We start from the raw sequence: 22037 nt of genomic DNA on the forward strand, positions 1-22037 counted from the left end.
AACTGCCGCCTCTCTGCACCTCTCCGACATGAAGGAGTCCCCCACGTGGTCACGTCCAGCAGCGCCCGGTCGGCACGGCTCGCCCTCGTCACGGCGGTCGCGGCGCTCGCCGCCACCGCCGTGCCCTTCCAGGCCCTGGCCGCATCGCCGCTGCCCGCCGTCACGCCGCATTCCGAGACGCCCGCGCTGCACGACGACGAGGCGGGCGGTGATGCCGACGCGGACGATCCGGCGATCTGGCGCAACGCGGCCGATCCGGGGCGCAGTCTGGTGATCGCCACCGCCAAGCAGGGCGGTCTGCGCGCGTACGACCTGGACGCGCGCGAGGTGCAGTCGGTGCCCGCGCCCGCCGCTCCTGGGCCCGACCACGCGCCCGGCCGGTTCAACAACGTCGACCTCGTGCACGGTCTGCGGCTGACCTCGGGCCGGGCCGATCTCGCCGTCACCAGCGACCGCGGCAGCGACCGGCTGCGCTTCTACCGCATCGACCGCGACCGAGCCGGCGGCCCGCTCACCGATGTCACGGACCCGGCCGCGGCGCCGGTCTTCTCCTCCTCGCAGGCCGAGATCGACGAGCAGCGCACCGCGTACGGACTCGCCACCTGGACCGACAAGGCCACGAGCCGCTCCTACGCCCTGGTCAGCCGCCGCGAGCGCACCGGCATCGCACTCCTTGAGCTCACGCCCGGCGCCGGCGGCACGGTCGGCTACCGCAAGATCCGCACCCTGGACCTGCCGGCCGACTTCCGCCTGCCCAATGGGAGTTCGTGGTCCCCTTGTGGCGAGCCGGGTGAACTCCCGCAAGTGGAGGGCATGGTGGTCGACCCGGCCAACGGCACGCTGTATGCGGGCCAGGAGGACGTCGGCATCTGGCGGATGCCCGCCGACCTGACCGGCAAGCCGCAACTCGTCGACAAGGTCCGCGAGTTCGGCGTCCCGGGCACGTACGACGAGGAGACCGAGGAGTGCACCCCGGGCACCGACCCGGGCTACGGCGGCACCCGCATGTCCGCCGACGTCGAGGGCCTGACCCTGGTGAACGAGTCGGACGGCGACGGCTACCTCCTGGCTTCCAGCCAGGGCGACAACACCTTCGCCGCCTACGACCGCGAGGTGTCCGACGCCAACGAGTACGAGGGCGGATTCCGCGTCACCGCCGCCGCGTCCGGCGTCGACGGCTCGGAGGAGTGCGACGGCGCCGCCGCGCTGAACGCCCCGCTGGGGGCCAGGTATCCGAACGGGCTGCTCGTCGTGCAGGACGGGCACGATGCCCCCGGGGACGGTGAACGCCCCTCCACCAACTTCAAGTTCGTGGATCTCGGTGCCGTCCTTGACGCCGTCGACGACTGATCGCGCGCTATGACGTCGGCGGCGTCCAGCCGCCGAGCCAGCCGGCACTCTCGTACGCCGTCGCCTGATCGTCCGTCAGGTGCGGCCGGTCGGCGCCGGCCTTGCCCGAGCCGGGGCCGGTGTTGGCGTACTCGGCGAAACGGTCGTCCTTCCAGGAGAAGCCGCCCATGTCCGTCCAGGGCGCGGCCTTGACCGCGGCGCTCAGCTCGGTGTTCCTGACGACGGTCTGCGGGTCGAGCGACGCGTCACCGCCCGCGTGCCAGGGCCTGCCCAGGTGGAAGCTGCGGTCGGTGACATCGCCCGCGACCGTCGAACGGTTGATCAGGAAGCCCTTGGTGCCCGCAGCCGTGGACGGTGCGGTGACGTAGCCCGCCGACGTGCCGTCCGAGCGCTTCTTCAGGGTGAGGACCGACCGGTTGATGACGGCGGTGGCCCGGCCGAAGACGAAGTCGACGTTGCCGGTGACGTAGGAGCGGTCGACGTACACGCGCCCCTGCTTGCCCTTCGCGGCGGTGTCGAGGAGCAGGGTGTCCTGGTCGCCGTCGACGACGACGTGCTGGAGCACGACCTTGTCGGCCGCGGTGCGCAGGGCCACGGCCTGATGGCCTTCCTGGCCCTGGTGGGCGGCCTCGTCGAAGTCGTTGGCGACGGTCAGGTTGTGGGCCTGGAAGTCGTCCGCCTCCACGGCGAAGGTGGCGCTCCCGGAGGTGCCGTAGGTGCCGCCGCCGGGCTTCGGGGTGCCCGACGAGCGGCTCTCGACGATCTTCGCGTCCGCCGCGTGCTTGCCGGTGCCGCGGACGGTGATGTGCGGCTTGTCGGCCGGGATCTTCACCGCCTCGCGGTAGGTGCCGGGTGCGACGGCGATCTCGACCGGTGAGCTGTTGCCGGACGGCACGGCGTCCACCGCGGCCTGCACCGTGCGGTATTGCGCGCTGCCGTCCTTGGCGACGGTGAGGGTGGTCGCGGCCACCGCGGTACGGGTTCCGATCGAGGCGCGCGGTCCGGTACCGGTCGTGACGAGGGCGGGCACGTCGGCGGCCGCGTCCAGCTCGTAGGCGTAGTACTTCTTCGCGTCGAAGGCCGTCCCGCCGCTCTCGTTGCGGCCCTTGGTGTTCTTGAAGACGTTTCCGCGCTGCACGACGGAGGCGGTCGCGTCCTTGATGACGGGGTTGTTGAAGCCTTCGAAGTAGCTGTTCTCCAGGAGCATCTTCGTCTTGCCGCGGGAGTAGTTCCCGTACGAGGACGTGATGTCGGTGCCCGGCTCGTCCTGGAGGTAGTTGTTGTAGAGGTGCGCGTGCGCGGCGTTGTCCGTCGAAGGGTTGCGCTGCTCGGTCTCGCGGATCCAGTTGTGGTGGACGGTGAGATCGGCGGCGACGTTCTCCGTCCAGCCGATGCCGAACGCCTTGTTGTGGTTCTCAAGACGGTTCCAGGACACGGTGACGTAGGTGGTGTCCTTGCGGCTGTCGATGAGCCCGTCGGCCATGTGGCGCAGGTCGTTGTGGTCGATCCACACGTGGTGCGCGCCGTCCATCTGCACGGCGTCCCAGTCGTGGTCCTTGTCGTTCCACGTCCCCTCGTAGGAGTCACGGATCGTCAGATTGCGGATGATCACGTTGTGCACGCCCTGGCCGAGGAAGAAGCCGCCGCCGACGATCTCGCCGGAGGTCCCGGCTCCCACGATCGTCTTGTCGGATGCGACCTTGATCTCCTTGCCCTTGGGGTCCATCGTGATCGCGCCGTCGACGACGATGACGTACGGCTCGGTCGCGGTCGCGTACTTCTCCAGGTCGGCGAGGGTCTTCACCGTGACGGTCCGGCCTTCGCGCCCGCCGTAGGTGCCGTTCTGCCCGAGCGCGTCGACGGAGGCGAAGCCGTCGGCCGCTTCCTTGGCCCAGGTGGGTGCCGGGGCGGCGGACGCGTGGTCGGCGCCGTCGGTGCCGAACACCCCGAAGGCGCCGCCGTAGGCGAGCCCCGCCGCCGCGACGACGGCCAGCGGAACACCCACGCGAAGGGCCGCTCTGCGCCTGCCGTGCCGCGCGCCGTGTGTCCTGGTGTGTTGTGACGTCATGTGCCGTCTTCCGTCCCGAAGTTGATGAATGTCTTCGGGCTGCGGTCGCCGCCGGCGCGCGGAAGGTTGCCGCCACAACTGATCCGCTCCGTCATCACGAGGGGTCGTCGGGGACGGACGCCAGCAGGCTTCGCACGACGGGGCCCGCGGACCGTCCGCCGGTGACCCCCTTCTCGACGACGCAGGCGATGGCGACATTGCCCCGGCGGGCCACCAACCAGCCGTTGTTGGGGGTGCCTTCGGCGACCTCGGCCGTGCCGGTCTTGGCCCCGATGTCGCCGGGCAGGTCGGAGAGAAGCTCGGCCGTGCCGTCGGTGACGGTGGCGCGCATCATCGTCCGCAGGTCGCCGACCACCTTCTCGGGGGGGTCCGTTGTGGTCGTCGTGTCCTTGGAGCCGTGTACGAGCGTCGGCTGGCGGAACGTCCCGGAGGCGGCGGTCGCCGTCACCGACGCCATGATCAGCGGGTTGGCGAGGACCCGGCCCTGCCCGATCATCGAGGCGGCCTTCTCCGTCTCGTCACGCGGCTCGGGCACCGAGCCGTCGAACGACGGGACACCGGTGTGCCATTCCTGGCCGACGCCGAAGTACTTGCCCGCGACATCGCCCATCTCACGGTCACCGAGCTTGCCGCGCAGGCTGATGAAGGCGGTGTTGCACGACTCCGTGAAGTCCTCCAGGAAGGTGGCACCGCGGTGCTCGGAGGTCTCCACGTTGTGGAACTCCTTGCCGACGGTCAGGTACTTGGGACAGTCCACGGTGTCCTCCGGCGCGACGTCGCCCTTGAGCAGCAGCGCGCTGGTGGTCACGATCTTCCAGGTGGAGCCGGGCGCGTAGGTGCCGGAGACGGCACGGTTGAATCCCGACGGGGAGTTCGCCACGGCCAGGATCTCGCCGTTGTCGACCCGCAGGGCGACCAGCGCGGCGTCCTTGCCGTCGGTCGTGTCGGCGAGCGCCTTCTCGGCCGCGGCCTGCCAGGTGGGGTCGATCGTGGTCCGCACCGCCTCGTCGGTGGGGCGTGACGGCTTCTTGCCGAAGGTGGCCTCCGTCTTCCTGACGTCTCCGGAGGCCCGGTCGACGAGATGGATCGCGCCGTGCGGTCCGGCCCCGGACGCCACGGCGACTTCGGAGAGGACCGGGGCGAGGGACGGATGTGTGTCGGCCGACAGGGGATCGCCGTCGCGGTCGACGGCACCCGGTCCTTCGGTGTCGTCACGTTCGAGACGGAACTTCTCGCTGCCGCTCAGGTGCGGGTGCACGAGCGAAAGCCGCCAGTCCACCTGCCAGCGGCCGCCCCGCTCGCGCAGGGGCAGTTGTGATGTGTACGTCCAGGTGCCGAGGCCCTCCACGGGCATCTTGGCGGTGAAGGGGACGGTGACGACGCCGTCCTCGGCGGTCTTCGCCTCGGCCGCGGCAATTCTCAGGGTGGGCTTGCCGATGTCGAGCCCTGCGGTGAAGTTGCGGAGGACCTGCTGCGCCTCGCCCGGTTTGGTGGTGCGTTCCCCCGCTTCCGGCAGGCGGTCGCCCGCCCAGTCGGCGAGGAAGGCGCGGGCCTGGGTCAGGGCCGCGGGATCGGGGGCGTCAGGACCGGAGTCGAAGGGACCGAGGTCGGCGGCGTAGGCGCCGCCCGCGACGACGGCGAGCGCCACGGCGGCCGCGACGGCGGCTCGCACCGCCTTGCGCGGTCCGCGGCGGTAGGTGGTGACGGATGGCGTTGCGGAGGGCCGGTGGCCTGTGTCGGTCATGCGACGAAGGACAACAGCCGCTCGTCCCGCATGTCCAAGTTCATTATCAATCTCGTATTGATAAAGATGGGATATCGTTGCTGCTCATGGACCTGGTGCGGCACCTGGAGTGCTTTGTGGCTGTTGCAGAAGAGTCACACTTCGGCCGTGCCGCAGCCCGTCTCGGGATGGCCCAGCCTCCGCTGTCGCAGCGCATCCAGCGTCTGGAACGCGAGCTGGGGGTACGCCTCTTCGATCGCACCAGCCGCCAGGTGACCATCACCAAGGCCGGGGTGCTGCTCCTCGACGAGGCCCGTGCGCTCCTTGCCCGGTCCGATGCCCTGATGGCCACCGCCCGCCGCATCCGGGACGGGGAGAGCGGGCTGCTGCGGGCCGGTCTCTCGGCCGACATCGGCGGGGAGACCGTGGCCGCGATCATGGCGGACTTCCGGCAGCGGCACGTCGGCGTGGAGCTCGAACTGCACGAGCTGTCCACCGCCCAGCAGCTGGCCCGGTTCGCCTCGCGCGATCTGGACGTCGGGCTCATCCACCACCCGTGCGACATCACGGGGCTCGAACTGGGGCCTGTGCTGCGCCGGGAGCTCGGCGTGCTGCTGTCGCGCGCCGCACCGCAGGCCGCGCTCGGCGAGATTCCGCTGGCCTCCCTCAGCGGATACGACCTGGTCCTCTTCCCCCGCGCCGGGGCGCCCGCGCTGCACGACGACATCCTGACCACCTGCGCGCGGGGCGGCTACTCCCCCGCCACCGTCCGGCACGGCCAGGGGTCCAGCTTCGTGCGGGGTCTGGTCCTCTCGGCGAACGCGGTCGCCTTCAGCCCACGGGACGTCCACCCTTCCGGCGACCGGGACCCGGACGTCGTCTGGCGCCCCCTCACCGGTGCGCCGCTGGCCTGGCGGCACTCCGTCGCCTGGCCTGCGGGGCACCGGGATTCCGCCGTCAGCACCTTCGCGGACGCGGCGACACGCGCCCTGCGCGACACCGCGGGGGCGAGCGCCGACCCGCCGTCGCGACCTCTCCACCTGCGCCCCGCATCGGAGTTCTGGCTGTGAACGACACCCTCAACCGCATCCGCACGGCGTTCGCCGAAGCCGGCGTCACCGGCTGGCTGCACGCCTGCGACATCGACTCCGGCGCGGAGATCGACGCCGGCGGCGACCATCCGGTCGTCACCGCGAGCGTCCACAAGCTCTGTCTCCTTGTCGCCCTCCACCAGCGGGCCGCGGCCGGAGAACTGGACCTCACGGAGCAGGTGGAGTGCCCGCCGACGGACCGCGCCCCCGGCGGGACCGGCCTCGCCGCCATGCTCGATCCCGTCCGCATGTCCCTGCGCGATCTCGCGTACTCGATGATGGCGGTCAGCGACAACGCGGCCGCCGACCTGCTGCTCGACCGGGTCGGCATCGACGCCGTCAACCGCGCGACCGCGGACCTCGGTCTGAACCGCACCCGGGCGCTGCACACCTTCGGCGGGCTCCTGGCCACCCTCAGGGAGGACACGGGTCCCGGTGGCTCACAGGTCCTGACGGACCCTCATGTCATCGGCAGGCTACGGGCGTTGGACCCCGCCCGCTCCAACCGCAGCACCCCGCGCGAGATGACCCGGCTGCTCGGCGCGGTCTGGCGTGACGAGGCCTGCACGGCCGAGCACGGGGCGGCCATCCGCCGCGTCCTCGGCCTGCAGGTGTGGCCGCACCGGATGGCCTCCGGCTTCCCTTTCGACGACGTACACGTGGCGGGCAAGACCGGCAGCCTGCCGACGCTGCGCAACGAGGTCGGCGTCATCGAGTACCCCGACGGCGGCCGGTACGCGGTCGCCGTGTTCACCCGTGCCGCCGCCACGGCCGCCGTCCTGCCCGCCGCCGACGCGGTCATCGGCACGACGGCCCGGATCGCCGTCGACGCGATCCGCGCCGCGGGCGTCACCAGGACGGCATGATCGCCTCCGGGTAGCGGGATCCCGCTCCGCCGTGCGGCAGGATCTCCTGGACGCGGGCCAGGTCAGCCGGTGTGAGCGTGAGGTCCGCCGCCGCGACGTTCTGCTCGAGCCGCCGCGGATCACGCGTGCCCGGGATCGGCACGATGTCGTCGCCCTGGGCCAGGAGCCAGGCCAGCGCCAGTTGGGTGACGGCCGCGCCCTTGGCTTCGGCGAGGGCGGTCAAATCGCGGACCGCGGCCAGGTTCTGCTCGTAGTTGCCGGGCTGCCAGCGGTCGTCCCAGCTGCGCATGTCGTCCGCGGGATACTCGGCGGCGGGGCGCACGGCGCCGGTGAGGAAGCCGCGGCCCAGCGGCGAATACGGGACGAAGCCGATGCCGAGTTCCCGCACCACGGGCAGGACGTCCGCCTCCACGGCCCGCTCGAACACGGAGTACTCGGTCTGCAGCACGGACACCGGGTGGACGGCGTGGGCGCGCCGGATGATGTCCGGACCCGCCTCGCTGAGCCCGAGATGGCGCACCTTGCCTTCGGCGATCAGCTCGCCGATCGTGCCCGCGACGTCCTCGATCGGCACGTCCGGGTCGACGCGGTGCTGGTACAGCACGTCGATGCGGTCGGTGCCGAGGTGGCGCAGGCTGTTCTCGGTGACCTCGCGGATGTGCTCCGGCCTGCTGTTGAGCGCGTAACCCTCGGCGTTCTGCGGGGCGTTCATGTCGAAGCCGAACTTGGTGGCGAGCACGATGTCGTCGCGGAAGGCCTTGACCGCGCGGCCGAGCAGCCGCTCGTTGCTGCCGGTGCCCATGCCGTACAGCTCCGCGGTGTCGAAGAGCGTGACGCCCAGTTCGTACGCGCGGCGGACGGTGGCGATGCCGCCGGGTTCGTCGCCCGCGCCGTACGCCATCGTCATGCCCATCGTGCCGAGACCGATCGCCCCGACCTCCAGGCCCTGGGTGCCGAGCTTGCGCTCGGGGAGGTTCTTGTTGTGCCAGTCGTGCTTGCCGTGCTTGTCATCGGTCTGTGTCATGCCGTCGACGCTACGAGCGAACGCACCGCGCAGCATGGGGCGACGGCCGCATACTCTTGCCTGATCCTCTCAGTCGGGGAGCAGTCGGGGAGCAGTCGGGGAACAAGGGAGCCCGCATGCTGGACCAGCTCGCGGCGGCCATCGCCCGGCACACCGACGGCACATGGTCGGACAGCGCGGTGCCCCGCCTGACCGTGGTCGCGCTCGACGAGCCCGAAGCCGCCGCCGACCTCCTGTACGAGCCGATGATCTGTTTCACCGTCGAGGGCGCCAAGCGCGGTGTCGCGGGCGACCGGAGCTGGGTGACCGGGCGCGGGCAGATGTTCTTCAACTCCGTCGCGATGCCGGTCACCGCCACATTCGATGAGCTGCCCTACCGCTCCGCCGTCATGCGGCTCGACGCCCAGGTCATCGCCGATCTGCTCCTCGAACTGGACGGCGCCGCACCGGCTGCGCCCGCCGCTCCCGGCGGACAGCTGACCGCGCCTATGACCCCGGACATCGTCGACGCGGTCACCCGCTGGGTGCGGCTCCTCGACACCCCCGAGGACATCCGCCCGCTGGCGGCCCGTATCGAGGGCGAGATCCTCTACCGTCTGCTCGGCAGCCCGCTCGGCCCGCTGCTCCGTGATTTCACCCTGACGGACTCCAGCGGGGCCCGGGTGCGCGCGGCGGCCCGGTGGATCTGCGCCCACTACGCCGAGCCGCTCGCCGTCGACGCGATCGCGGCGGTGGCGCACATGAGCACCGCCACCCTGCACCGCCACTTCAAGGCCGCCACCGGGATGAGCCCGCTGCGGTTCCAGAAGCAGCTGCGGCTGCAGGAGGCGCGACGGCTGCTGGTCGCCGGCGACGCCACGGCCGTACAGGCCGCTCAGGCCGTCGGGTATGTGAGCGCGACACAGTTCAACCGCGAATACCGGCGGGCTTTCGGGCTGCCGCCCGCGCAGGACGCGACGCGTCTGCGTGCCTCGGATCGATGAGTCGGTCAACAGCACAGGACCGGGACGCGTTGCACGAGGTTGTTCCCGAAACCTCCCCGGTTCCACGGCTGTTCGAGGGGCTGGGTGTGGCCGTCGGCGTCGGATGCCCGGACGGTCAAGGGGTGGCATCCGGCCGCCGCGTGCCACGTGGTGTGCCAGGCCTGCCATGCCCAGCGGTGCGGGCCCCGTCCCGCCACCTCGGCGTCGGTCCAGGTGCGGCCGTCGTCGGCGCTGATCTCGACCCGTGTGACCGGCCCGTACCCCGACCAGGCACGCCCCTCAAGATCGACGGGGCCAGGGCTCACGACCCGTACGCGTGACATGAAGTCCGGGAAGCCGGGCGGGAGCAGCAGGGCGCGCGGGGCGATCCGGGTGACGGGCTCGCCGGGGTCGTCGGAGGACTGCCGGAACCGGTACGCCACGGCCTGCTGGAAGCCGGTGAACGGGGTGTCGGTCAGTTCGACGGCGCGGAGCCATTTGACGTGTGCCATGCCGTACCAGCCGGGGACGACGAGCCGCAGCGGGTAGCCGTGCTGGGGCGGCAGCGGGCCGCCGTTCATCGCGTACGCAAGCAGCACGTCCGCGTCCACGGGCAGCCGCAGGCTGCGCCGGTAGTCCTGCTCGACGCCGCGCTCGACTCCGTGGTCCGCGCCCGTGAAGACGGCTTCGACCGCGCCGTCCTCGGCCCCCGCCTGCGCGAGCACCGTCCGCAGCGGTACGCCCGTCCAGTCGGCGGTGCCCACCGCCTCCACCAGCCAGGGCTGGCTGACCGGGCGCGGGCTGAGCCGGGCGCGACCGTTGCCCGCGCACTCCATCGTGACCCGGTGGGTGACGGCGGGCAGCGCCCGCAGTTCCGTGAGGCTCAGCTCCATGGGCGTACGGACCTGGCCGCCGACGGAGAGCCGCCAGGTGTCCGCGTCGGCCGCGGGGATGTCGTAGTGGACCAGCACGTAGTGGAGGCCGGGCGGTGTGACGGCGTAGCGCAGCGCTTCCAGCGGCAGCCCGTGATTGCGTGCCGCGAGGCCCAGCTCTTCCTCGCTGATGCCCTCGTCGGCAGCGGCGACGCGTCCCGGTGTGCTGACATCACCGAGGGATGTCCGCTCCATACGTCCATCGTCGCCCGTGCGGGCCGGGCCCGCACGGCAAACGGCTCCGCGCGGCCTTCAGGTTCCGGGGATCCAGTAGTTGTGCACGGAGACCGTCTCGGGCTGTCCTCCGGGACCGGACATGCCGAGTCCTTCGGCGACGGGCATCAGCTTCCCGGTGAACGCCTGCATGTGCTGCTCGGACTCCCAGAGGTCGTAGATGTCCAGGCCGTCGCTGCTCGGAACACAGACGTGGGCGATACAGCCGTCGAAGATCTCGGGCGTTTCCTGGAGCTTCGCGTTGAGGGTGTCGTACTGGTCGGTGGTGACACCCGGGAGGGAGGCGTGCATGAAGATCGCCATGGCGGCTGCTCCTTGTGTGATGGCGAGGGTGCGATGCGGGGCGTGTGTGAAGGGGCCGCCGCGTGGCGGCCGCCGCCCCATGGCCAGCACAGCACGCCCGTCCGCCGGTGGCATCCGCAAGCGATCCGGGCGAGCGCGGCGGGGCCTGGGTTCGGCCTCCGCAGGTCAGCCGATGCCGCCAGCGAAGTCGGCGATGTCCCGCACCACCCGCTCCGGCCTCTCCCAGTACACGACGTGTCCCGCGCCCTCGTAGACGATCAGCCGGGAGCCGATGACGGTGTCGAGGATCGTCTGTTGCTCCGCGCGCGTCACGATCGGGTCCTGGTCGCCCCAGACGGCCAGTGTGGGGACGAGAATCCCGGCCAGCGTCGCGCGCAGATCGGTTTCAAGGAGGCCGCGCAGCGTCTCCCGCCACACACGGGCCGGTGCCTTCAGGTTCTCCTCGACGATGGTCTCCAGGAAGCCGGGGGCGACGGGTTCGGCCGTCATGCCGAGCGCGAACCGCTCCACGAAGTCACGGTCCACCGGGTCCTCCAGGTGCCGCACGGCTTCCCAGAGCTCACCGGCGGCGGGATTGTCGGCGAGGGTGACCGGGACACCCAGGAGTACGAGACCTGCCACCCGGTCGGGATAGCGGCCCGCGACGATGCGCGCCTGCACCCCTCCGCTCGATCCCCCGACGAGCACGGCGCGCTCGATCCCCACGCCGTCCATGAAGGCGACGAGGTCCGCGGCGAAGTCCTCGGGGAGATAGCCGTCCGGGGGCTTGTCGGCGTCTCCGTTGCCTCGCTGCGTGGGCGCGTAGGCATGCAGGGAGGCGGGCATGCGCCGCAGCAGCGGCTCGAACGTCCACCAGGAGTCGACATAGCCGTGGACCAGGACGACCGGCACACCCGCGGGGCCGCCCACCTCGGCGTACGGAAGGACGAGCCCCTCACGCAGTGCTGCCTTGTGCACGGCGATGGCCGGCATGACGGCCCTCCTCACCTCTGCTTCCAGCGTAAGGAAAGGCGGGCCGTGGGGCAGGTCGAGGCTCCTCCGTCAGGGGATGCGGGCGACTCCGACGTAGAAGCCGCTCAACTCCTCCTTCGGAGCGGGCGATTCCTGGTACCAGCGCGTCGCCGTCACCAGACCCGGGTCGACAAGCTCCAGGCCGTCGAAGAAGGGCTCGACCTCTTCGCGGCGCCGCATCCGCAGCGGCACCTGCCCCTCCCTGTAGGTGTTCTTGACGGACTCCACGAGCTCGGGATGCTCGTCGGTGGTGCCGTGCGAAAGGACCAGGTAGCTGCCGGACGGCAGGGCGTCCACGAGCGTGCGGGTGACGGCGTACGGGTCCTCGTCGTCGGTGATGAAGTGCAGCAGCGCGATGAGGGACAGGGCGACGGGCTTGCCGAAGTCCAGGAACTCGCGTGCGTGGTCGAGGATGGCCTCGGGCCTGCGCACATCCGCCTGGATGTAGTCCGTGGCGCCTTCCGGACTGCTGACAAGGAGGGCTTCGGCGTGGCGCAGCACGATGGGGTCGTTGTCGGCGTACACGATCCGGGAGGCGGGGGCGATCTCCTGGACGATCTGGTGCAGGTTCGGCGCGGTGGGGATGCCGGTGCCGATGTCGAGGAACTGGCGGACGCCGTTGTGCGCGAGCCAGGCGGCGGCACGGTGCATGAACGCCCGGTTCCGTGCCGCGTTGTCCCTCGCCTCGGGCGGCAGCTTCTCGCCCATCTCCTGATCGACCAGGTAGTTGTCCTTGCCGCCGAGCAGCCAGTCGTAGACGCGGGCCGGGTGCGGCTTGCTGGTGTCGATGAGGAGGCTGGCGTCTTCTGCGTTCATTGCCCGAGCGTACAGGTCAACCGTTCGAGCGGGGAGCGGAGTTGACCGGCGCGTATGAGGTGACCCATCCCCGTCGTACGTCCCAGATGGCGCCGTCCGCGCTCGCACCGCGCAGCCCGTCAAGGACGCCAGGACCGGCGAGCGCGGGCAGCCGTGAGTCCGCGAGGGACCCGAAGGCGTACGTGCGGGCGGGGTCCCATGCGGTGGAGTGCCGCAGGCGTCGGGAGAGCTGGGCGAAGCCGAGGGGCGCGGCCGCCATCACCCAGGCGTGCGGCAGTTCGGCGGTCAGGCGGTTCGCGGGACGCAGCCAGGAGGCGGCCGTCTCGGGCCAGTGCACCGTCGCGATGACCGTGCCGCCGCGTGCCGTCCAGGCGGCGGCAAAGGCCCCGGCGGTTCTTCGGGAGGCCGGATCTCGGCTGTGCCCGATGACGACGGTCTCGATCCGTGCCTTGGGGAGGCTCAACAGGCGGATGAGGGCTGCGAGTTCGGCTTCGGTGTGCGCGAGGGGGACGGGCAGGTCCGGGTGGGCGGCCAGTTCCGCGGCGGCGATGAGGGGCGACCGGGAGGCTTCCCTTTGCTGGAGGATGCTCATGGTGCGGTGGCACCGCCTTCCGTGTGGGCTTTCCATCGGGCGTACGCGTCCGTGTGGGCTTTCCAACGGGCGTACGCGGCGGGCAGGCACACCGCACACGGCCGGTGTCCGGCGGCGATCGCGGTGGCCTCGTCGGCGAAGAACACCCGGTGGGCGACGTAGTGGCCGCGGGCGATGGCCCGCAGCGCGGAGGGGCAGTCCAGGCGTCCGTACAGGCGCCCGCGCCGGTGTCCGCCCAGCGTGCCGGGTGCGCTGCTGCGATACGGCTTTCCGTCCGGTCCGCAGAGTGTGTACATGCCGGGGACCTCACGCCGCGTCGTGGAAGACCAGGCCGAGCGTGCGCCGCCGCCCGGAACGGACGGTGCTCACGCCGTGCCGCATGGGGGCGGTCGACCAGCCGCGCTTGGAGGCCACGGGCCGGTCGCGGGTGGTGAAGATCAGGCCGTGTCCCCGCGGCAGGGTCGTGGCCGATCCGCGTGACTGGGCGCGTGCGCGCTGCTCGGTCATGATGAACTCGCCGCCGGTGAAGTCGGTTCCGGGGGTGTCGAGGCCGATGACGACCTGGAGCGGGAAGAGCATGTCGCCGAACACGTCGCGGTGCAGGGCGTTCCAGTCGCCGGGGCCGTAACGCAGCAGGATCTGGGCGGACTTGGACTGCCCTGCCGCGTGGCACATCGCCACCCACTCCTCCAGGCTGTCCGGCCAGGGCGCGGGCTTCCCGAGCTTTTCGGCCCAGTCGCGGGCGATGGGCAGCAGCCGGGGGTAGAACGCCTCCCTCAACTCCCGGACCGTATCGGGCAGTTCGTGGGTGAAGTAGCGGTACTGGCCGGAGCCGAAGCGGTGCCGGGCCATGTCGACGGTGGTGCGGAAACGGTCGGCGTCGTCGTACAGGGCGGCGAGCTCACGGCACTCCCCCGCGCTCAGGAGCCGGCCGGTGAGTGCGTGGCCGTGTGCGTCGAGCTCGGCGGTCAGCGCGGACCAGTCCCCTGCGTCGACGCGTGACATGACGCGGCTCGTGGGGTGCGTGGTGTCGGTCATGGTTCGGTCCTTCGAGTTGCGGGGAGGGGCCGTCCCCGGCTCCGGCCGGGGCCGGGGCCGGGGCGCGTCAGACGAGGGTGGGCTGCAGGGCGCCCTCATGGGTGAGGAGCTGAACCTTGCGCTCCACACCGCCGGCGTAGCCGCGCAGCGAGCCGTCCGCGCCGATGACGCGGTGGCAGGGCCGCACGATCAGGAGGGGGTTCGCACCGATCGCGGCGCCCAGGGCCTGGACGCGCCCGCGATCCACACCGAGCCGCTGGGCGACAGCGCCGTACGTGGTCGATGTGCCGTACGGGATGTCCTCCAGGGCGCGCCACACCCGCCGCTGGAACTCCGTGCCGCTCGGGGTGAACTCGATGTCGAACTCCGTGAGTTCACCGGCGAAGTACGCGGCAAGCTGCCGGGCGACGCCCGCGAACCGCTCGGGTGCGTGCCGCCAGTCGGTGCGCACGGCAGGGGCGTTCTTCTGCCCGGGCACGGAGAGCGACGTCAGGGTCATGCCGTCGCGCGTCTCCTCACCCACCAGCAGGAGTTCGCCCAACGGGCTGGTGATGGTCGTGTAGACGGTCATCGTCGCCACCCTTCCCTTCGCTTTCGCTCGCTTTCGTTCCACCTCCACAGTGGGGTGCCGGGATCACGGATGCTGGCGGGATTCGGACATCGCACTTGTCGTACGTCGCCGCTGGTCGACGGCGGTTTGGGGCGCCCGGCGGACACCCGGACCTCACGTCCGGACCAGCCGCCCCACCTGGTCCCGCACGCGCAGGCCAGTACGCGTTCCACTACGCGTTCAGTCGCGCGCGGAACGCCGTCGTCGCGTCGCCCGTGATCGAGACCAGGAGTTCCCCGCCCTGCCGGGAGCCGGACCCTGTGTCGACCCGCACCCCGACCTCACCGGGTCGCCCCATCGCCACCCCTTGGCGGCCGGTGAATTCGAGCCTGCCACCCGGTGCGGGCACGATCCCGTGGTGCACCAGATAGGCGCCGAGCGGGCCGTGCCCGTTGCCGGTCACCGGGTCCTCGGCGATGCCGATCGCGGGGGCGAACATCCGGGCCCAGGTGAGCAGTTCGGCCTCCCCGGTGGCCCGGGTGAAGACGAACCAGCCGTTGCTGCCGATCTCGCGGCTGAGCGCCGTCAACGCGGCCGGGTCGGGTCGCAGACCGTCCACGACGGCGCGGTCGCGGAGTTCCACGACGACCTTGGAGTGCCCGGTCGAGACGATCTGGACGGGCACGATGTCCGCGAGATCGCCGCTCTTCGCGCCCAGTGCCCGCAGCAGCCTGTCCATCTGGCTGCCGTCCAGTTCGGGCCCGAAGTCGACCGCGCCCTGGTGCATGCCGATGCGTACGCGGTCACCGTCGCCGTCGCCGTCGCCGTCACGGAGGATCTCCACCCGCTGGCGAAGGCCGCCGCCCGTCTTCTGCACCAGCGAGCCCGACGGCAGCCCGTACCCGACGGCCCGCGCGAAGTGCGCACCCACGGTGGCGTGCCCGCAGGTGGGCACTTCCGTCGTCGGGGTGAAGAAGCGGACGCGTACGTCGTGATCGGCGCCGTCAGGGGGCATCACGAAAGCCGTCTCGGAGTTGTTGAGCTCGCGCGCGACCGCGAGCATGTCGGCGTCCGTCATGCCGTCCGCGTCGAGGACCACCCCGGCGGGATTGCCCGTGAACGGGGTCCGGGTGAACGAGTCGACCTGGTGAAGGATCCTCATCGCCGCCCGTCCGATCGCTCGGTGCGCCCGCAAGAGCGGGCATCGGCGAGCTCCTCCGCGAGCCGAATCAGGGTCCTGACCGCTGTTCCCGTGCCGCCCTGGGGCGTGTAGCCGTACGGAGCGCCCTCGTGGAAGGCCGGTCCCGCGATGTCGAGATGCGCCCAGCGGGTGCCGGCCGGCACGAACTCCTTGAGGAACAGGCCCGCGACGAGTCCGCCTCCCATGCGCTCCCCCTGGTTGGCGATGTCGGCCACCGGGGAGTCGAGGCCCTCCCGCAACTGGGCGGGCAGCGGCATCGGCCAGGCCTGCCGCATGGCGCTGGTCAGGGTCGCCACGTCGAGCCGTGCCGCGGCCGTCACGGCGGCGAACACGGCGGCCCCGCCGGACATGTCGCGCTTCATGATCTCGTTGAAGCCGACGGGCTTGAGCGAGATGCCGCCCGAGTCGTAGGTGATGCCCTTGCCCACAAAGGCGATGCTCGTCCGCGCCCGGGGGTGCGTGTGGGCGATCCGCACAAGGCGCGGCGGGTTCACCGAGCCCTGGCCGACGCCGAGGATGCCGCCGAACTCCGCCCCGACCGCCCGCACGGTGGCGGCGAAGCTCTCCGGATACAGGTCGTTGGCCGGTGTGTTGATGAGGTCACGGGCACGGTTCAGCTCCTGGCCGATCACCGTGGCGCGGCGCAGCGCGGCCTCGGCGTTCTCGTGCCCGGTGAGGATCGACAACTCGCCCACGGGAGGCTTGTCATCGCCGGTGGTCCGGTACGCGGTGAAGGCGTACGCACCGAGCAGTCCGCCGAGCGCCACCGCCTCCACGGCATCGGCCGTGGCGGCTGGGAGGGCAAGCACGGCCTTCGTGGCACCGGCCAGGGTCCGGGCCGCGACGCCCGCGGCGCGGCGCAGCGCCTCGGTGTCGTGCCCGCCTTCGGCGTCGGGCTCGCCCAGGCCGACGGCGAGCACAAGGCGTGCCTCGGTCCTTTGGGTCCTTGGGCGACACCGATCACGATGGCGTCCACGGGCAGCGACTCCGTGAGGGAGTTCGTCACCGTCACTTCGGTCATTTCACCGCGTCCTGTTCTGCTTCAGCTTGCTGTGCCGCTTCTGCGTGCTGTGCTTCGACTTCTGCGTGCTGCACTTTGACCACGGCGCTCTGACGTCGCGTCATGCCGACTCCGACGAGTACGACGACCATGCCCGCGGCCACGCGGAAGCTGAAGGCCTCGTCGAGCACGACGGCGCCGAGCCCCACGGAGACCACCGGCAGCAGATAGCCGACCGTCGCGGCGTTGGTCGCGCCCTCGTCGGCGATGATCCGGTAGGTGAGGTGGAAGGTGATGCCGGTGGCGAAGATCCCCAGGACGACGACGGCCATCAGGGCCTTGGGCTGGACATGGACCGTTCCGAGGCCGCCGACCGGCACCATCAGCGTCGTCAGGCCTGTCGCGGCGAGGAGTTGGGCCGTGGAGAGGGAAATGGTGGGGATGCCATTGCCGACCAGATGGTGTCCCATATACGCGAATCCGATGGCGTAGCTGGCCGCCGCGCCGACGATGGCGAGGGCGCCCCAGCTCGCGAGCCCCGACTGCTGCCACGGGGCGAAGATCAGCAGCACTCCCGCGAAGCCGAGCAGGAGCCCGGCCAGGCGGACGGGGCGCAGTCCGCGTTCCGTGCCGATGGCGAGGCCGATGAGCACCGACCACACGGGGACGCCGCTCACACTTGTTCTCCTTGTCCGGGCCGTGGTCCGTGCACCGTTCGGGCCGTTGCCCCTTGAACGATGCCGTCGACGATCTGAAAGGACAAGCAAAGAGAATTGCACCTTCGTTAAGCTGAGCTACATCCGCGATCGACGCCCGTTCGCCGCGCCGGAACCGGCCGCCTGATCACGTACGCTCGGCGGATGGCGAAGTACTTCGACGTGCACCCCGAGAATCCGCAGCAGCGCACCATCGGCAAGGTGGTGGACGACATCCGGTCCGGCGCGCTCGTCGCGTACCCGACGGATTCCTGTTTCGCGCTGGGCTGCCAGCTGGGCAACCGCGACGGCCTCGACCGGATCCGCACGATCCGGAACCTCGACGATCGTCACCACTTCACACTCGTCTGCCAGAACTTCGCGCAGCTCGGGCAGTTCGTGCACGTCGACAACGACGTGTTCCGGGCGATCAAGGCGGCCACGCCGGGCAGTTACACCTTCATCCTGCCCGCGACGAAGGAGGTACCGCGCCAGCTCCTGCACCCCAAGAAGAAGACGGTCGGCGTCCGGATTCCCGACCACGTCGTGACGCAGGCCCTGCTCGCCGAGCTCGGCGAGCCGCTGCTCTCCAGCACGCTGCTCCTGCCCGACGAGGACGAGCCGTTGACGCAGGGCTGGGAGATCAAGGAGCGGCTCGACCACGCGGTGGACGACGTCGTCGACTCCGGCGACTGCGGCACGAAGCCGACCACGGTCATCGACTTCTCCAGCGGCGAGGCAGAGATCGTGCGCCGCGGCGCGGGCGACACCTCGCGGTTCGAGTAACCGCCCCTGCGCGAGTGGCCGCTCCTAGTGGTGGCTCGGCTCGCCGTGCGTCGCCCGGTCCGCGGCCGTCGGCCGTGACCGGACAGTCGGGCGTGACCCGACAGTCAGGCGTGACCGGACAGCCGGGCGCCGGGAACTCCGTCCGGGTACGAGGATGCTCACCGCGTTCGCCGCGACGATCGCCGCGATGGCGAGCCACTCGACCCAGTCCAGGGCCTGCCCCAGGACGACCAGGCCGACCAGGGCGGCGAGGACGGGGTTGACGCTCATGAAGATCCCGAAGAAGCGGGCGTCGACGCGGCGCAGGGCCAGCAGATCGGCCAGGAACGGCACCGCCGAGGACAGCAGCCCGGCGGCGCTCGCGCAGGCGAGCGCCGTGAGGGTCGGCGGGCGGTGGGCGAGGACCACGATGCCGACCGGCAGGTACAGCAGGGCGGAGATGCCCGCGGCGGTCGCCGATCCCTCGACGCCGGGCAGCCGGGCCCCGACGGTGCGGTTGAGCAGGATGTACGAGGCCCAGCACGCCGCCGCGAGCAGGCCGAGCGCGATGCCGGTGTAGTCGGTGGTGGGTTGCGGGCGGGCCAGCGTGACCACCGCCGCCCCCGCGACGAGGGCACACCCCAGATCCACCGCCCGCCGCGATGCGGCCAGGGCGACCGCCAGTGGGCCGAGGAACTCCAGGGTCACCGCGAGGCCGAGACCCACACGGTCGATCGCGGTGTAGAGCGACAGGTTCATGGTGGCGAAGACCGCCGCAAGACACAGCAGCGGCCACCACTGCCGCCAGGTGAAGGCGCGCAGCCGCGGCCTGCCCACCGCCATCAGGAGGGCGCCCGCGACCCATTGCCGCACGGCCACCACCCCGGCAGGGCCGATCGCGTCGAAGGCCAGAGCGCCCGTGGCGGCACCGACCTGGTTGGAGAGACCGCTGCCGAGCATCATGGCCGTCCCCGAGAACCGGTGGGCCGAACCTTCCGCCCGATCCCCCGCAACCACCCCGAGCCCGTCGGCACCTTGAGACCTTCGCATGCACCGCAGAATGCGCCTCCCGCACGCATACGCAAAATGCATGTGAGTGCTCATCTATACGCTGGGGTCATGGATCTGGAGCTTCGGCATCTGCGCTGCCTGGTGGCCATCATCGACACCGGCAGCTTCACCGACGCCGCCGCCGAGCTCGGCGTCTCCCAGGCGGCCGTCTCGCGCACCCTCGCGGGCCTCGAGGAAACCCTCGGGGTGCGGCTGCTGCACCGCACCAGCAGAAGTGTCACGCCCACGACCGCCGGCGTGCAGGTCCTTGCCCGGGCCCGCCACGTCCTCGCGGAGGCCGATGACCTCGTCCGCGAGGCGACCACCGGGCACACCCGGCTCCGTATCGGCCACGCCTGGTCGGCGATGGGCCGTCACACCGCGGAGTTCCAGCGCCGCTGGGCCGCCGAACACCCGGACATCGAGCTGTACTTGATCCGCACGAACTCGGCGACCGGCGGCCTCGCCGAGGGCCTGTGCGACCTCGCTGTCGTACGGACCGCCTTTGACGAGGCCCGGTTCGCCGACGCCGTGGTCGGACAGGAGCGCCGCTATTGCGCCATGGCTGCCGACGACCCGTGGGCGAGGCGCCGCTCCATCCCGCTGGCCGACATACGGGAGCGGACCCTGCTCATCGACCGGCGCACAGGCACCACCACGGCCGAGCTGTGGCCCGAGGGGACGCGTCCGACGGTGGAGTACACACGGGACATCGACGACTGGCTCGCCATCATCGCGTCGGGCCGCGGCGTCGGCCTCACCCCCGAGAGCACCGGCAACCAGTACCGCCGCGACGGCGTCGTCTTCCGCCCGCTGCGCGACGCCGCACCCATCACCGTCCGGCTGATCTGGCGACGCCACGACCCGCACCCCGCGACGCACGCCGCCGTCGCACTCCTCACGGATCTCTACCGGGCAAGGGGCGGGCCGTCCGCTCGGGCGTGAGGCGGGTCATTCACGCCAACACCCCTACCGCCCCCGCGAGTTGTGGTGCGCGCCACATGACAAATCGCCATTTACTTAGGTGAGGCTAAGCTAAGTTGATGAGTGATCGCCTCTCTCAGAGGTGCCTCTGTCAAGGAGATTGACGCAGCATGACCTCAATCACCCGCCGTATCCGCCGTACCGCCGCGGTAGCCGTGGCCCTCGCCGCGGGCAGCGCGCTCGCGGTGCCCGCCACGGCGACCGCGCACTCCGGTCACGCGTCCGCCCCGACCGGCTCGACCGGCTCGACCGGCTCGACCGTCGATTCCGCGCCGCTCGTCAAAAGCCTCTACCAGTCCGCGTACTCCGAGCGGAACAACGTGCTGTGGGCCACGTCGGCGGTGGGCCGCCCGCCGGTCACCACGTCCAGCCTCGTGAAGGTCGACCCGAGAACGCTGCAGATCAAGGCCACGTACACGCCGCCCGTCACCAACACGGAGACCGGCGCAGTCGAGGCCGTCTATGGAGTCGCCGTCGACGACGAGCACAACACCGTCTGGACGACGAACACCCGCGACAACTCCGTCGCCGTCTACAGCCAGCGCACCGGCAAGCACCTCGCCTCGCTGCCCGGCGTGAACCACGCCCGCGAGATCGTCGTGGACGAGAAGCACGACCTGGCGTGGGCGAGCGGCTTCGGGGACGGCACCGTCGTCGCCTTCGACACCCGTACGTTCAAGGAGAAGAAGCGCGTCACGGTCGAGGGCGCGGGTCCGGCCGGCCTCGCGGTGAGCGAGAAGACCGGCGCCGCGTACGCCGCCGACCTCCAGAACGACCGGATCATCGAGATCACCCCGAAGAGCGAGAGCCCCCGCTTCATCCCGGTCGGCGACGGCCCGATCTCCATCGCGCTGTCCAAGGACGGCCGCACCGCCTACACCGCCGACCAGGCCGCCGGCGCCCTCTCGGTCGTCGACCTGCGCTCGGGCGCCGTCACGAAAACCGTTCCGACGGGCGCGGGCGCCCTGTCCGTCGCCACCGACCGGCGCTCGGGCCATGTCCTGGTCGCCAACCGGACGCCCGGAAACATCACCGTCGTCGACCCCCGCGAGGGCAAAGTCGTCGAGACCCTGGCCACCGGCGCCAACCCCAACCACATCCAGGTGACCGACGGCACCGCGTACGCCGTCGACAAGTCCGGCACCGGCCCCGAGGGCCAGGACAAGGTGCACCGCATCGGCCTCGGCCGCTGATCGCACGGACCGACCCCGCGTCCCGCCCGCAGCCACCGCATGCCGGGCGGGACGCGCCCCGTGCACCCTCCGACCTGCACGGTTGGAAGTCCCAACGCCCCGTCACCATGGTCGTGTTGCTGTGGCAGACTGCCGCCACCCGAGTCCAAGGACGCCGCACGACAGAACCGCGCGTTCATGCATCGCGCGAGCGCCTGGCTCGCCACGCACGGAGCCCGGCCTCGCGGCGGCCCTCGAATGGTTCAAGGACACCGCACGTCCGGAACCGGAAGGCAGCGGGATCTACACCGCGGTGGCCCACATTCCCTGACGGGGCGTCACACGTAGGTGACCGGTGCGTACGCGGCGAGTGCCACCTCGGTGTCGTCGGAGTGGGCGGCGTCGCCGAGCAGGGTGACGCCCGGGACCCGGTCCCACCGGTGGCCGACGGGCAGGGCGTGGATCCGGCGTGGTGAACGCGGAGCCGTCGGCGAGGGTGTTTGTCCGGGCGACCCGGTTGGCGATCAGCCGAGCCGGGCATCACCGTGGGGCAGGACCGGCCACGCAAGACATGCCGTGGCCCCGGTGGACGTAGTTCCGTGAGTGCGCC

At 71.2% G+C, this 22037-nt stretch carries 21 protein-coding genes and 2 pseudogenes; 7 read left to right on the plus strand and 16 right to left on the minus strand.

Annotated elements, in window-relative coordinates; genetic code table 11:
* Positions 1–45: 45 nt before the first annotated feature.
* Positions 46–1350 (plus strand): phytase, encoded by a 1305-nt coding sequence (locus AB0O76_RS39175; protein ID WP_365501650.1) that lies wholly within the window; start codon positions 46–48, stop codon positions 1348–1350.
* A 7-nt stretch (positions 1351–1357) separates the two neighbouring features.
* On the opposite strand, the gene AB0O76_RS39180 is transcribed toward AB0O76_RS39175, so the two are convergent.
* Positions 1358–3418 carry a pectinesterase family protein gene (locus AB0O76_RS39180; RefSeq protein ID WP_365501652.1) on the minus strand — a complete coding sequence of 687 codons (2061 nt, stop codon included), beginning with the start codon at positions 3416–3418 and terminating at the stop codon, positions 1358–1360.
* 94 nt (positions 3419–3512) lie between these two features.
* Complete coding sequence (locus AB0O76_RS39185; protein ID WP_365501654.1) at positions 3513–5162, minus strand: penicillin-binding transpeptidase domain-containing protein; 1650 nt, start codon at positions 5160–5162, stop codon at positions 3513–3515.
* An 86-nt stretch (positions 5163–5248) separates the two neighbouring features.
* Here AB0O76_RS39185 and AB0O76_RS39190 point away from each other — a divergent pair, with 86 nt between their 5' ends.
* Both AB0O76_RS39190 and AB0O76_RS39195 read left to right on the plus strand, forming a co-directional pair.
* The gene (locus AB0O76_RS39190) at positions 5249–6211 is read left to right on the plus strand and encodes a LysR substrate-binding domain-containing protein (RefSeq protein ID WP_365501656.1); all 963 of its coding nucleotides are present in this window, start codon (positions 5249–5251) and stop codon (positions 6209–6211) included.
* Complete coding sequence (locus AB0O76_RS39195) at positions 6208–7098, plus strand: serine hydrolase (protein ID WP_365501658.1); 891 nt, start codon at positions 6208–6210, stop codon at positions 7096–7098. The genes AB0O76_RS39190 and AB0O76_RS39195 overlap by 4 nt, the downstream gene beginning before the upstream one ends.
* Here AB0O76_RS39195 and AB0O76_RS39200 read toward each other — a convergent pair.
* Positions 7082–8122, minus strand: coding sequence for an aldo/keto reductase (locus AB0O76_RS39200; protein ID WP_365501660.1), 1041 nt, complete (start codon positions 8120–8122; stop codon positions 7082–7084). The genes AB0O76_RS39195 and AB0O76_RS39200 overlap by 17 nt on opposite strands.
* A 116-nt stretch (positions 8123–8238) precedes the next feature.
* On the opposite strand from AB0O76_RS39200, the gene AB0O76_RS39205 reads away from it, so the two are divergent.
* On the plus strand, positions 8239–9105 hold the full coding sequence (locus tag AB0O76_RS39205) for an AraC family transcriptional regulator (RefSeq protein WP_365501662.1): 867 nt from the start codon (positions 8239–8241) through the stop codon (positions 9103–9105).
* A gap of 5 nt (positions 9106–9110) precedes the next feature.
* On the opposite strand, the gene AB0O76_RS39210 is transcribed toward AB0O76_RS39205, so the two are convergent.
* From AB0O76_RS39210 to AB0O76_RS39260, 11 genes and pseudogenes are all read right to left on the minus strand, one after another.
* Positions 9111–10211 (minus strand): sulfite oxidase, encoded by a 1101-nt coding sequence (locus AB0O76_RS39210; protein WP_365501664.1) that lies wholly within the window; start codon positions 10209–10211, stop codon positions 9111–9113.
* 57 nt (positions 10212–10268) lie between these two features.
* Complete coding sequence (locus AB0O76_RS39215) at positions 10269–10553, minus strand: hypothetical protein (RefSeq protein ID WP_365501666.1); 285 nt, start codon at positions 10551–10553, stop codon at positions 10269–10271.
* A 165-nt stretch (positions 10554–10718) separates the two neighbouring features.
* Positions 10719–11525: an alpha/beta hydrolase gene (locus tag AB0O76_RS39220; protein WP_365501668.1), complete on the minus strand. Its 807-nt coding sequence runs from the start codon at positions 11523–11525 to the stop codon at positions 10719–10721.
* Positions 11526–11594: 69 nt separating this feature from the next.
* On the minus strand, positions 11595–12380 hold the full coding sequence (locus AB0O76_RS39225; protein WP_365501670.1) for an SAM-dependent methyltransferase: 786 nt from the start codon (positions 12378–12380) through the stop codon (positions 11595–11597).
* A 16-nt stretch (positions 12381–12396) separates the two neighbouring features.
* A complete protein-coding gene (locus AB0O76_RS39230) occupies positions 12397–12972 on the minus strand; it encodes a hypothetical protein (RefSeq protein ID WP_365501672.1) in 576 nt (191 codons plus the stop codon).
* Positions 12969–13268 carry a metal-binding protein gene (locus tag AB0O76_RS39235; RefSeq protein WP_365501674.1) on the minus strand — a complete coding sequence of 100 codons (300 nt, stop codon included), beginning with the start codon at positions 13266–13268 and terminating at the stop codon, positions 12969–12971. Before AB0O76_RS39235 ends, AB0O76_RS39230 begins: the two co-directional genes overlap by 4 nt.
* Positions 13269–13278: 10 nt before the next feature.
* Entirely contained in the window at positions 13279–14010 is a 732-nt protein-coding gene (locus AB0O76_RS39240) for a 2OG-Fe(II) oxygenase (RefSeq protein WP_365501676.1), read from the minus strand.
* Between the two features lie 67 nt (positions 14011–14077).
* Positions 14078–14581 (minus strand): methylated-DNA--[protein]-cysteine S-methyltransferase, encoded by a 504-nt coding sequence (locus tag AB0O76_RS39245; RefSeq protein ID WP_365501678.1) that lies wholly within the window; start codon positions 14579–14581, stop codon positions 14078–14080.
* 211 nt (positions 14582–14792) lie between these two features.
* A complete protein-coding gene (locus tag AB0O76_RS39250; protein WP_365501680.1) occupies positions 14793–15722 on the minus strand; it encodes a PhzF family phenazine biosynthesis isomerase in 930 nt (309 codons plus the stop codon).
* Positions 15719–16782, minus strand: a pseudogene (locus AB0O76_RS39255) (M17 family peptidase N-terminal domain-containing protein). The gene AB0O76_RS39250 and the pseudogene AB0O76_RS39255 overlap by 4 nt, the downstream one beginning before the upstream one ends.
* The gene (locus tag AB0O76_RS39260) at positions 16779–17438 is read right to left on the minus strand and encodes a DMT family transporter (protein WP_365501682.1); all 660 of its coding nucleotides are present in this window, start codon (positions 17436–17438) and stop codon (positions 16779–16781) included. Before AB0O76_RS39260 ends, AB0O76_RS39255 begins: the two are co-directional and overlap by 4 nt.
* Before the next feature lie 183 nt (positions 17439–17621).
* On the opposite strand from AB0O76_RS39260, the gene AB0O76_RS39265 reads away from it, so the two are divergent.
* On the plus strand, positions 17622–18242 hold the full coding sequence (locus AB0O76_RS39265) for an L-threonylcarbamoyladenylate synthase (RefSeq protein WP_365501684.1): 621 nt from the start codon (positions 17622–17624) through the stop codon (positions 18240–18242).
* A 24-nt stretch (positions 18243–18266) separates the two neighbouring features.
* Here the strand turns inward: AB0O76_RS39265 and AB0O76_RS39270 are convergent, their stop codons facing one another.
* Positions 18267–19184, minus strand: coding sequence for an EamA family transporter (locus AB0O76_RS39270; RefSeq protein WP_365501728.1), 918 nt, complete (start codon positions 19182–19184; stop codon positions 18267–18269).
* A 156-nt stretch (positions 19185–19340) separates the two neighbouring features.
* Between AB0O76_RS39270 and AB0O76_RS39275 the strand changes: the two genes are divergently transcribed.
* Positions 19341–20216, plus strand: coding sequence for a LysR family transcriptional regulator (locus AB0O76_RS39275; protein WP_365501686.1), 876 nt, complete (start codon positions 19341–19343; stop codon positions 20214–20216).
* A 149-nt stretch (positions 20217–20365) separates the two neighbouring features.
* Positions 20366–21448: a YncE family protein gene (locus AB0O76_RS39280; protein ID WP_365501688.1), complete on the plus strand. Its 1083-nt coding sequence runs from the start codon at positions 20366–20368 to the stop codon at positions 21446–21448.
* A 338-nt stretch (positions 21449–21786) separates the two neighbouring features.
* On the opposite strand, the pseudogene AB0O76_RS39285 reads toward AB0O76_RS39280, so the two are convergent.
* Positions 21787–21900 (minus strand): annotated as a pseudogene (locus AB0O76_RS39285) (FAD-dependent monooxygenase); the annotation flags it as partial.
* Positions 21901–22037: the final 137 nt, after the last annotated feature.

Origin of the sequence: Streptomyces sp. NPDC086554 (genome assembly GCF_040686095.1) — a bacterium.
GTDB lineage: Bacteria > Actinomycetota > Actinomycetes > Streptomycetales > Streptomycetaceae > Streptomyces.

Excerpts from the sequence above, each read along its gene's own strand:
- AB0O76_RS39205 (WP_365501662.1), top strand. The coding sequence starts at position 8,239 with ATGCTGGACCAGCTCGCGGCGGCCATCGCCCGGCACACCGACGGCACA.
- AB0O76_RS39230 (WP_365501672.1), bottom strand. The coding sequence starts at position 12,972 with ATGAGCATCCTCCAGCAAAGGGAAGCCTCCCGGTCGCCCCTCATCGCC.
- AB0O76_RS39215 (WP_365501666.1), bottom strand. The coding sequence starts at position 10,553 with ATGGCGATCTTCATGCACGCCTCCCTCCCGGGTGTCACCACCGACCAG.
- AB0O76_RS39250 (WP_365501680.1), bottom strand. The coding sequence starts at position 15,722 with ATGAGGATCCTTCACCAGGTCGACTCGTTCACCCGGACCCCGTTCACG.
- AB0O76_RS39185 (WP_365501654.1), bottom strand. The coding sequence starts at position 5,162 with ATGACCGACACAGGCCACCGGCCCTCCGCAACGCCATCCGTCACCACC.
- AB0O76_RS39225 (WP_365501670.1), bottom strand. The coding sequence starts at position 12,380 with ATGAACGCAGAAGACGCCAGCCTCCTCATCGACACCAGCAAGCCGCAC.
- AB0O76_RS39270 (WP_365501728.1), bottom strand. The coding sequence starts at position 19,184 with ATGATGCTCGGCAGCGGTCTCTCCAACCAGGTCGGTGCCGCCACGGGC.
- AB0O76_RS39235 (WP_365501674.1), bottom strand. The coding sequence starts at position 13,268 with ATGTACACACTCTGCGGACCGGACGGAAAGCCGTATCGCAGCAGCGCA.
- AB0O76_RS39240 (WP_365501676.1), bottom strand. The coding sequence starts at position 14,010 with ATGACCGACACCACGCACCCCACGAGCCGCGTCATGTCACGCGTCGAC.
- AB0O76_RS39275 (WP_365501686.1), top strand. The coding sequence starts at position 19,341 with ATGGATCTGGAGCTTCGGCATCTGCGCTGCCTGGTGGCCATCATCGAC.
- AB0O76_RS39220 (WP_365501668.1), bottom strand. The coding sequence starts at position 11,525 with ATGCCGGCCATCGCCGTGCACAAGGCAGCACTGCGTGAGGGGCTCGTC.
- AB0O76_RS39190 (WP_365501656.1), top strand. The coding sequence starts at position 5,249 with ATGGACCTGGTGCGGCACCTGGAGTGCTTTGTGGCTGTTGCAGAAGAG.
- AB0O76_RS39280 (WP_365501688.1), top strand. The coding sequence starts at position 20,366 with ATGACCTCAATCACCCGCCGTATCCGCCGTACCGCCGCGGTAGCCGTG.
- AB0O76_RS39245 (WP_365501678.1), bottom strand. The coding sequence starts at position 14,581 with ATGACCGTCTACACGACCATCACCAGCCCGTTGGGCGAACTCCTGCTG.
- AB0O76_RS39200 (WP_365501660.1), bottom strand. The coding sequence starts at position 8,122 with ATGACACAGACCGATGACAAGCACGGCAAGCACGACTGGCACAACAAG.
- AB0O76_RS39265 (WP_365501684.1), top strand. The coding sequence starts at position 17,622 with ATGGCGAAGTACTTCGACGTGCACCCCGAGAATCCGCAGCAGCGCACC.
- AB0O76_RS39180 (WP_365501652.1), bottom strand. The coding sequence starts at position 3,418 with ATGACGTCACAACACACCAGGACACACGGCGCGCGGCACGGCAGGCGC.
- AB0O76_RS39210 (WP_365501664.1), bottom strand. The coding sequence starts at position 10,211 with ATGGAGCGGACATCCCTCGGTGATGTCAGCACACCGGGACGCGTCGCC.